The organism is Nodosilinea sp. LEGE 06152, assembly GCF_015207525.1.
Lineage (GTDB): Bacteria > Cyanobacteriota > Cyanobacteriia > Phormidesmidales > Phormidesmidaceae > Nodosilinea.
This window is the reverse complement of the sequence record NZ_JADEWR010000042.1, coordinates 1-9,278: the sequence shown is the minus strand read 5'-3', so window position 1 is coordinate 9,278 and position 9,278 is coordinate 1. Positions and strand designations below refer to the sequence as shown.

The 9,278-nt window shown below is 56.0% G+C and carries 7 protein-coding genes and 3 pseudogenes; 4 read left to right on the top strand and 6 right to left on the bottom strand.

Annotated features, from left to right (window positions below; genetic code table 11):
* Positions 1–855, bottom strand: a pseudogene (psaA, locus tag IQ265_RS28410) (photosystem I core protein PsaA); the annotation flags it as partial.
* A gap of 800 nt (positions 856–1,655) precedes the next feature.
* Here psaA and IQ265_RS28405 point away from each other — a divergent pair.
* The 3 genes from IQ265_RS28405 to IQ265_RS28395 all read left to right on the top strand — a co-directional run bounded on the left by IQ265_RS28405 (position 1,656) and on the right by IQ265_RS28395 (position 4,392).
* On the top strand, positions 1,656–2,087 hold the full coding sequence (locus IQ265_RS28405; RefSeq protein WP_194057847.1) for an NUDIX domain-containing protein: 432 nt from the start codon (positions 1,656–1,658) through the stop codon (positions 2,085–2,087).
* A gap of 168 nt (positions 2,088–2,255) precedes the next feature.
* Positions 2,256–3,014: a SprT family zinc-dependent metalloprotease gene (locus tag IQ265_RS28400; RefSeq protein WP_194057849.1), complete on the top strand. Its 759-nt coding sequence runs from the start codon at positions 2,256–2,258 to the stop codon at positions 3,012–3,014.
* A 304-nt stretch (positions 3,015–3,318) separates the two neighbouring features.
* Positions 3,319–4,392, top strand: coding sequence for a tocopherol cyclase family protein (locus IQ265_RS28395; RefSeq protein WP_194059891.1), 1,074 nt, complete (start codon positions 3,319–3,321; stop codon positions 4,390–4,392).
* A gap of 11 nt (positions 4,393–4,403) precedes the next feature.
* Here IQ265_RS28395 and IQ265_RS28390 read toward each other — a convergent pair whose 3' ends face one another.
* The 3 genes from IQ265_RS28390 to IQ265_RS28380 form a co-directional block, all read right to left on the bottom strand.
* Entirely contained in the window at positions 4,404–5,069 is a 666-nt protein-coding gene (locus IQ265_RS28390; RefSeq protein ID WP_194059890.1) for an SDR family oxidoreductase, read from the bottom strand.
* 112 nt (positions 5,070–5,181) lie between these two features.
* Positions 5,182–5,727 (bottom strand): hypothetical protein, encoded by a 546-nt coding sequence (locus tag IQ265_RS28385; protein WP_194059889.1) that lies wholly within the window; start codon positions 5,725–5,727, stop codon positions 5,182–5,184.
* Positions 5,728–5,926: 199 nt separating this feature from the next.
* Positions 5,927–7,423 carry a hypothetical protein gene (locus IQ265_RS28380; RefSeq protein ID WP_194059888.1) on the bottom strand — a complete coding sequence of 499 codons (1,497 nt, stop codon included), beginning with the start codon at positions 7,421–7,423 and terminating at the stop codon, positions 5,927–5,929.
* Between the two features lie 135 nt (positions 7,424–7,558).
* On the opposite strand from IQ265_RS28380, the gene IQ265_RS28375 reads away from it, so the two are divergent.
* The gene (locus IQ265_RS28375) at positions 7,559–8,470 is read left to right on the top strand and encodes an alpha/beta fold hydrolase (protein WP_194059887.1); all 912 of its coding nucleotides are present in this window, start codon (positions 7,559–7,561) and stop codon (positions 8,468–8,470) included.
* Here IQ265_RS28375 and IQ265_RS30440 read toward each other — a convergent pair.
* Positions 8,449–8,879: pseudogene (locus IQ265_RS30440) on the bottom strand (hypothetical protein). The gene IQ265_RS28375 and the pseudogene IQ265_RS30440 overlap by 22 nt on opposite strands.
* A 284-nt stretch (positions 8,880–9,163) precedes the next feature.
* A pseudogene (locus IQ265_RS28370) lies at positions 9,164–9,278 on the bottom strand (IS1 family transposase); the annotation flags it as partial.

Sequence of the window (9,278 nt, the reverse complement as noted above, 5' to 3'; positions counted from 1 at the left end):
AGTGACGGGGTTCAGACCGCCCTTGAAGGTCAAGAAGTCAGAGTACACGCCCCAGTTCAGCGTGAAGAAGGGCTTTAGTCCCTCAGCAAAGCTGGGGTACAGGTCGGCCATCAGACTCTTATTGAGGATGAACTCGTGGGGCAGGGGAATAGCCTGCGGAGCCACGCCAGCATCCAGCATTTTGTTAACAGGCAACGCCACGTGGATTTGGTGACCGGCCCAGCTCAGGCAGCCCAGACCGAGTAGGCCTGCCAGGTGGTGGTTCATCATCGATTCCACGTTTTGGAACCACTCCAGCTTGGGTGCCCGCTTGTGGTAATGGAACCAGCCGGCAAACAGCATCAGGCCAGCCATCACCAGCGCCCCAATAGCGGTGCAGTAGAGCTGGAAGCCGTTGGTGAAGCCAGCGCCGCGCCACAGCTGGAATAAGCCAGAGGTGATCTGAATACCGTGGAAGCCACCGCCCACATCGGCATTCAGGATCTCCTGACCGAAGATCGGCCAGACTACCTGAGCGCTGGGCTTGATGCCCGTGGGGTTGGCCATCCAGGCTTCGAAGTTTGAAAACTTAGCGCCATGGAAGTACATGCCGCTGAGCCAGATAAAGATGACGGCTAGGTGACCGAAGTGAGCGCTAAAGATTTTGCGCGAAATGTCTTCTAGGTCACTGGTATGACTATCAAAATCGTGAGCGTCGGCGTGGAGGTTCCAAATCCAAGTGGTGGTTTTGGGTCCCTTAGCTAAAGTCCGATCAAAGTGACCCGGCTTGCCCCACCTCTCAAAAGAAGTAGGTACTGGATCCTTATCAACGATGACTTTGGCTTTCGCCTCCCGCTCGCGCGGGGTAGTTGTCATGGAGACTCTCCTCTCTCTAGACAAAAGCAAATCGAGAATCAATCGCCTTGGCTAAAACTGTACCCAAGGGCGCGATCGCTTACGGGTACAACCGATACTTAGGCGGTGATTGCTCTTGAGCATTATAGTCTCGCAATTTGACGCTTTTTGACGGCGGTTAACAATAATTCAATCTGCGGAATCCCTTGATCCATAGGGCTTCTGGAAATGCTCTGATCACAAAATTGATCTCCGAATCAGGCTTCTATTAACAAAACTCAATAAATGACCGGGGCTATATCGCCAAACGGGCGATTAGGCCCTCTTTTTGTTAATTAATGTTAATTATCGTCGCTCAATGCTTGATCTTTGGCGGGTTGTAAAGGGCTTTGACTTTACGAAATGGTGAACCCTGGAGCTGTAGCTGGGGGTATGACCATTCAGAAGGCATCGACCATGACTAGGGCTATTGATGTTAGCGGCAGCACCATGGCGGGAAAGACCAATGGCTTCGTGCCCACCTGTGAGGGTCGGGGATCGGGTCGATAAACCGGAGCCTGAGCTGTTTCAACTGTTACATTCTCTTAGTCACATTCCCTTAATGCCACACGCTCGATCGGTGCCTCGACCTTACGCTTTGAACTTAATCGTGCGTTGTGATGCCCATCATGGCGAGCGGACGCGTCACCTGGGTATGATGGCTCCACCCTTACGCTGCTGGCAAGAGGCTTGCCATCGTTCTGTCGTTGCGAGGTGCAGCGGAGGTCTCGATGGAGACTTGCGGTGGTGAGGGATAAGCCCTACCGTAATGACCTTGCGCTATGACTCCAAAACCCGAAGTGGCGATCGCCATTCTCTACCAGGGCGATCGCTACCTCCTGCAGCTGCGCGACGACATTCCCACTATTGCCTGGCCGGGCCATTGGGCCTTTTTTGGTGGCCACCTAGAACCGGGCGAACTGCCCGACGTTGCGGTGTACCGAGAACTGCAGGAAGAAATCGGCTATGACGCGCCCCAGCTAGCGCTCTTTAAACGATCGGAATCTGAAACTGTGGTGCGTCACGTATACTACGGGCCGCTGGTGGTGCGAGTGGAAAGCCTGGTGCTGACAGAAGGACTCGATTTGGGCCTGTGGAGCGTTGAGGACATTCACCGAGGCTGGCGCTACTCTGATCGCGCTCAGGCAGAACGCCCCATTGGGCCGCCCCATCAGGAACTTTTGCTCTCTTTTCTAGGAGCTGCCATCAACTAACTGCTGGTAGTCCCAAGATTAGTGCTTACAGCCCCTAGCCTTTTTTGAGGTCGGATGTGGCAACGCTGATGGGATCAGGATTGTCGCCAAAATTGATGGCACGCCCTGAGGCAACGTAGGATAGAACAGGCTATCTAGACTAGATAGAGTGCCGTCTCCTGCTGCCCTATGGCTGAATCATCCGAACAGCTCCAGCTTTTTTCTGCTGACCCGGTGGCGCTGCCCGACTACCGGATTCGGGAAAGCAGCCGCGCCCGCCATGTCTCGATCAAGGTGCACCTCAACGGCCAGATCGAGGTGGTTGTTCCCAACGGCTTTGACCACACTCAGGTGCCTGAGCTGCTGTATCGGCGGCGCGACTGGCTCTGGCGATCGCAGCTGCGCCTGGCCCACCAAACGGCAACCCTGACCGATGAGCATTTTGAGGAGAAACCCGGTCAGATCGAGGTGCGATCGCGCCACCAGACCTGGCAAGTCAGCTACCAACCCGCCTCTACCCGCACCTTGGCCATGACCCAGAGCGGCCCCCAAGCCCTACTGCTGCGCGGCCCGGTCGATAATAACGCCGCCTGTACCGATCTGCTGCGCCAGTGGCTTAGCCGCAAGGCCCGCGCCGAATTTGCCCCCTGGCTGCGCGAGCTGAGTTTTGTGCTCAACCTGCCCTTTGACCGCATTTCCATTCGAGGGCAAAAAACCCGCTGGGCTAGCTGTTCATCCAATAGAAACATCAGCCTTAACTACAAACTGTTGTTTTTGCCACCCGAACTCGTTCACTACGTCTTTGTCCACGAGCTGTGCCACACCGTGCACATGAACCACTCCGCCGCCTTTTGGCAGCTGGTGGAGGAAAAGCAGCCTGGGCATCAGCGGTGTCGGGACGAGATTCGTGATGGTTGGCAGTATGTGCCGCGCTGGGTCGAAGACTGAGACACTTTTAGGGAAACAATCTGCTTCAAATGGCAGCTTTTCCAGGCTGACAGAGGTGGTCGGTTAGAAACTAAATCTGCTGCTGGGGCCATTTCGCTGGCCTCAGACCCCCTTCTCGAAGGGCGTTCCGCCGCCCTTCACCCTACGGAAAGGACTAGCCGATCATCGGTTTAAACCTGTGTTCTGTAAATCAACCTGTCAGCAGCACTGAACTCTGAAGCTTCCAACTTTCGCACCGTCCCCACCCGCCTACCCATCCACCCGCCTACCCGCCTACCCATCCACCCCCTACCCACCACTCCCCATGCCCCTTCACCCCCTCCAGACTCCCCACAGCGGCTACCACTGGGACGGCCAGGCCGATCGCTTTTTCGAGGGCTGGTACTTTCGGGTCACGCTGCCGGAGACGGGGCAAACCTTCGCCTTCATGTACTCCATTGAAGACCCCGCTGGCGGACGGCCCAACAGCGGCGGCACGGCCCAAATTCTTGGCCCCGACGACGGCTACTTTTGCCGCACCTTTCCCGATGTGCAAAATTTTTGGGCTTGGAAAGAGGGGCTAGGGCTGGGGCACTGGCGAGGACAATCCCAGATCAGTCCGCGGCTGCTGTCGTCATCAGAGTTTGAGCGCTACGTCGCCGAGGGCTATCAGGTGACGGCCACGCTGCACCAGGGGTGTCTAAATGATCCGGTTGCAGGTTCTGTGGCCTGGCAGTACTATACCGAGCCTGTGTACGGCTGGGCCAGTACGAGGCAGCCCCAGCAATCTACCGCTGGATTTCTCTCTAGCCTGCCCATTTTTGAGCCGGGCTGGCAAATTTTGATGGCCCATGGCTACTCTACGGGGTGGATTGAGTGGCAGGGGAAGCGGTACGAGTTTGCCAACGCCCCGGCCTACAGCGAGAAAAATTGGGGGCGATCGTTTCCGCAAAAGTGGTTTTGGGTCAACTGCAATGCCTTTGATGGCGTGGCCGACCTCGCCCTAACCGCCGGGGGCGGTCGCCGCCAGGTGCTCGGCTGGATGGAGTCGGTCGCGATGGTGGGCCTGCACTATGGCGGTCAATTTTACGAATTTGTACCCTGGAATGCGCGAGTTACCTGGCACATCGACCCGTGGGGCTACTGGCATATGCGCTGCGAGCGGCCAAACTACATAGTTGAAGTGACGGGCACCACCGCTCTGCCTGGTCTTCCGCTCCGTGCTCCTACCCGCGAGGGGATGATCTACTGCTGCCGCGATACGGCGTTGGGAAATGTCAGCGTCAAGCTGTGGCGACGGCAGGGGGAGAATCTAGACCTGATTGTGGCGGCGACCAGTGCCCAAGCGGGGTTAGAGGTCGGCGGCGGCCCCTGGGACAAGCCTTGGATCAAGGAGTGAGAACGCCTCCTTTACCAAGGCAGAACTTCTCCATTTGAGTGCCAAAAGGTGCCGGAGTTCTCTAGGGTGAGCGCATCAATGCAGGCCAGTAGACCCTTAACGGCCTCGGTGGGGGTAATGCCGCTCTTGGTGAAGCCGGTCATGCGGGTTTCTACAAGGCCTGGGTGCAAAATCGCTACGGCGATACCTCTGGGTTTGAGATCGTGGGCTAGCGATTTGCCTGCCATCGACAGCGCCACCTTTGACATACGGTAGCCATAGGATCCGCCAGAGGTGTTGTCGGCGATCGAGCCCATGCGGCTCGTCATCAAGGCGACCTTTGAACCATTGGATAAATTGGGTAACAGAGCTTTGGTCACTCGCAGCGGGCCGATCGCATTGACCTCAAACTGCTGACGAATGCTTGCAAAATCGAGATCATCTAGGGTGACGCGGTGGAGAATGCCAGCGTTATTGATCAACACATCCAGCGTCGTGCCCTGGAGCCGCTGGGCCAGATTGGCTACCGAGGCATCATCGGTAATATCAACGCCCGATTCTATCCGTATCCCTAGGGCTTTTAGCTCATCGGAGGGCTGGCGGCAGACGGCGATCGCGCGATCGCCCCGCTGCTGAAGCTGCCGACAGTACTCATAACCAATACCGCGATTGGCACCGGTGACTAGATAAGTCGCCATACGATGGAATTAACGAGGAAGTACACCCTAAATCAACAATGTTAAGGGAACTGACCTGGAGGAGCCAATTCCCTTAACGGTAGCGACGCTAGCAATGGAAGCAGCGATCGCTCTATTGAGTTCCGGCTGGAGCCTGATTGGCACCGGCTTCTGGCTGGACTGGGGCCGCTGGGGCCTCAGGCTGAGCTGGGGCTGGAGCGGGGGCCTGCACAGGATTATTCAGTTCCACATTGACCTCAGGCGGTTGTACTGAACTGGGGGCGGGTACAACTTCTTGAGTGCGCTCAATAGTGCGCTCAATAATGGTGGTTTCGTTGTTGGCAGGCTCTGGGGTCACCGCTTCAGGGGTAGGATTGGTGACTCCGGGAGTGGCATTTTCCTCGCTGTAAACGTAGATTAGTCCGCCGATGACTGCGGCTAGGGCCGCTAGGGTCAAGCCGAGAATAAGACCGGTAGACACACCGCTGTCTTCCCGCAAACGAGCATTTTCTTCGTAAATTCTGGCTTCAGCGGCTCGGCGTCGCTCCTGCTCAAGCTGTTGTGTAGACTTGCCCCTGACATACCCATCGCGGTAGGCGATTTCGTCGTTGGTTACGGGTCGAGCGTTAATTGACGCTTCAAAATCTCGATTGCGGGGATCAGTATTTCGAGTAGCCATACTGTAATTGGCCTCCTATAAAAGAAAATGATGTATTGCAAATAAACTTTCTAATCGTTGTGCGAGCACCCTCGAACCTGATTCAAGGTAGCAATTGCAACATCAACCTAGCCTCTACCCCAGTAGATACCGATGAGGAAGAGATCGGGCCTTCAGTTATCCATCCTTGGGCAGATAAGTGTTGTCAAAAAGCGTTGACTTAAGACTTGCCCTCTGAGCTACTCTGGGTCACGTTGTAGATCTGGTAGCGCTCTTCGATCAGGCGATCGACATCGGCGGCAGCCAGTTGTTTGACATAGTTGAGCTTAAATTCTTCGAGAAAATTCACCACTAGCGCTTCAAGTTCTTCAACATCTTCGTTTTCTTTAAGCTGAAGCCTGAACGTAGCCACTAGCTTTTGCACCAGTTCTTGGGTCAGCTTACCTCCCGACTGATTTTCCAAGGTGCCTTTGAGCACGCCGTAGAGATTGGCCGATAGCTGAGCCACAACCCGCTGGGCCACCTGGTCAGGCAGATCGCCAATGCCGGGCAGCAGCCGAAACCCCTGATAGCCGGGAGTGTGATCGAACGCCTGGGTCACGGTGTGCTTGAGCAACGCGTCGATCTCGGGTTTGACCTGGGGCAGCACGTTGTAAACCATCAGGGCCGCCAGTCGTTTCGAGAGTACTTCCAGTTCGTCTACGCCGCCAACTTCGATGTAGCGGCGCGACTGCGGTTCGAGCAGCGCCTGGGTCACACTGCCGTCGCGCACTAGCGACTGCAGCTGATCAATGATGCGCAGCACCACAATTTCAGTCATTTCGACCGCGACGTGGCTAATCACAAAGCGGCTGATGCGGCTTTGAAACGGTTCTAGGTTGATCAGGTTGGATTGGTTAACGCGAATGGTAACCGGAACAATGCGTAGGAGGGCGAGCCAGGGCAGCCGCAGGGCACTAAACGGAATAATCAGCAGCACGTCGTACCAGCGCCAGAGAATCGCGTCTTGCCAGGTGAAGTTTTTGTAGCGGCGATCGAGGTAGATGCTGCGGGCCAGCAGTTCCAGACCAAACAGCAGGTTAAACCAGACATCAATGCGCCAGAACAGGTCCACAAAGCCGCCGTGAACCGCAATCCGGCGAAAGAAATTGGTCTCAATCAGGGGCTGAACTTCGCCCCTAAAAAACGCCATTTCTGAGGAGAAGCCGGCCTCGCTCAGGTGGTCAACGCTCCAAAACTCCGTGAACGACGTAGTGGCCGACTCTAGCCCAATGCGATCGCGCACTTTGTTTTTAATCTGCTCCAAATTACCCGACCGATTGGCGATCTGAAACGGGTTTTCGGCAATCATGGCGGCGCTCTGCTGCTGCAAATCGGTCAGGATGGACTGCGCTGGGGCAGAGGTCAGCCCGGTTTGGGCCACCTGCTCTTCCAGCTGGTCTACCGTCTCAAGATAGTTGGCGGTAAAGCGATGGGGCTCTATACCTTTAAAGGTCTCGCCGTACCAGATGGTCAGCTGGGGCAAAAAACGCAGGTACAGATCGCGCAGGGGGATGTAGCTGAGATCGCCAATCACCAGGGCCAAGTTGAGCAGGGCCACTATTGCCATAATCCGCTCAAACCAGCGCGCCCTAAGGCGACGGGCATCGTACTTAGAAAATTCGCGACGATTGGACGATCGACCGGACGGGCGGCGAGGACGAGATAGGGCAGCCATAGTAGCGGGCTTAAGAGCATTTCTCTGAAACAATGCCTGGTCTTCGACGTTTTGTCATCCACACCAAGCCTGCCCCGCCAAGATTCGCTACCATTTTAGTTAACGTTTGTTCACAGAATTGCTGGCTCAAGCCCTATGTCTACCGCCTTTGCCCCTCAATCTATCAGTCCATCCCAAGGTACCTATTGGTACTGGCGCGACCAGGCCATTCACTACGTCGTGGCCGGAGCGGCACAAGACGACCGCCCACCCCTACTGCTAGTTCACGGTTTTGGTGCCTCCACTGACCACTGGCGCAAAAATATTCAGGGTTTACAGTCCGATTTTCAGGTGTGGGCCATTGACCTGCTAGGGTTTGGGCGATCGGCCAAGCCCGACTGGCAGTACAGCGGCGACCTGTGGCAGGCCCAGCTGCACGAGTTCATTACCGAGGTAATCGGTCGCCCGGTGGTGCTAGCGGGCAATTCTCTTGGCGGGTATGCATCCCTATGCGTAGCGGCAAACCACCCCGAATCTGCCGCTGGATTGGTGCTGTTGAACAGTGCCGGGCCGTTTTCTACCCCAGCGCAGACTCCTCCCACACCGCCCAACCCGATTGCCAAGACCATTCAGTCAATCATGCTTCAGCCGCTGCCCAGCTGGCTGTTGTTTCAGTACGTGCGCCAGCCCGCCACCATTCGCCGCACCCTCAAGCAGGTCTACCTCGACCAGTCGGCGATCACCGACCAGCTGGTCGAAGACATTCGCCGTCCCGCCCTCGACCCCGGTGCCCCCAGGGTGTTTGCCTCAGTATTCAAATCTCGCCAGGGCGAAAAGGTAGACGTGCTGCTGCAAAAGCTCTCCTGCCCCCTGCTGATGCTCTGGGGCGAAGGCGACCCCTGGATGAACTGCCGCCAGAAAGGAAAACAGTTCCGCCAGTACTATCCCTCGTTGACAGAGCACTACTTGCAGGCGGGCCACTGCCCCCACGACGAGGTACCTGACCAGGTGAACAGCCTGCTGCGCGACTGGGTGCTGTCCACAGTTCAGCCAAACGAATCTCGATAGTCGTTGAGCAGCGCTAGCACCTGAGTTAGCTTTCGCTGGTTTTCCGTCGATGAGTCGGCCAGATAGCTTAAGAGTGCAGGATCTCGTTCAATTTCGACTGCAGCTCGGCGAGACGCCTGTTCTTTTTCTTCAACTCTGCGTTTTGTGCCTCTTCAGCCAAGCGGTCTGTTTCTCGGTTTCGACGGTCCCACTCAACACCGAAATTAACCACCGCAGCCGTGAGGGCCGCCACAGTGAGTCGGCAGATTCGACAGGCTCACCACAAGTTGCTCCAGACTCTGGGGTTGGCGATGAGGCCGAGAAAGGTGAAGTCTTGCTCATTGTAAAACCGCAGAAAGGCAATGCCGATAAGAAGCAGAGTAACGGTAGTAGCCGGAACTAGCGAGAGAAAGTTGAGCCACGGCATCATTTGCCTATGCTTTAGCTTAGCGATAGGAGGGACTAACTACCCCTACACAGAATGCCCCAGGGTCGAAGTTTCCATCGGGTTATAAAGTTCGCAGGTGAAAGGAATTAGCACTAGCCCAAGAATGTACTGGGGTGTGCCATTCGTTGAGCAGGGTGAGAATGTAGTGGCGCAGGTAGGGTTGTCCCTGGGTCTGGGCATAGTCAGCCGATAAAAAACCCTGCTTGCAGAGGTGTCAAGAGCAAGCAGGGCAAGGGAACTGGAGAAAGAAATTTGGCGTTGCTGAATCAAGAGATGAACCTTGACGGGACTGGCACATCGCCGAACTTGAGGTAGTGAAGTAACAAGCGAACAGAGTGAGCCAGCATTTCTACGGTCTTGGAGTAGCAGAGCGTTTTGCGG

What these genes read in the sequence shown, in the direction of transcription:
- IQ265_RS28405 (WP_194057847.1), top strand. Translation starts at nt 1,656, where the DNA reads ATGACTCCAAAACCCGAAGTGGCGATCGCCATTCTCTACCAGGGCGAT.
- IQ265_RS28400 (WP_194057849.1), top strand. Translation starts at nt 2,256, where the DNA reads ATGGCTGAATCATCCGAACAGCTCCAGCTTTTTTCTGCTGACCCGGTG.
- IQ265_RS28395 (WP_194059891.1), top strand. Translation starts at nt 3,319, where the DNA reads ATGCCCCTTCACCCCCTCCAGACTCCCCACAGCGGCTACCACTGGGAC.
- IQ265_RS28390 (WP_194059890.1), bottom strand. Translation starts at nt 5,069, where the DNA reads ATGGCGACTTATCTAGTCACCGGTGCCAATCGCGGTATTGGTTATGAG.
- IQ265_RS28385 (WP_194059889.1), bottom strand. Translation starts at nt 5,727, where the DNA reads ATGGCTACTCGAAATACTGATCCCCGCAATCGAGATTTTGAAGCGTCA.
- IQ265_RS28380 (WP_194059888.1), bottom strand. Translation starts at nt 7,423, where the DNA reads ATGGCTGCCCTATCTCGTCCTCGCCGCCCGTCCGGTCGATCGTCCAAT.
- IQ265_RS28375 (WP_194059887.1), top strand. Translation starts at nt 7,559, where the DNA reads ATGTCTACCGCCTTTGCCCCTCAATCTATCAGTCCATCCCAAGGTACC.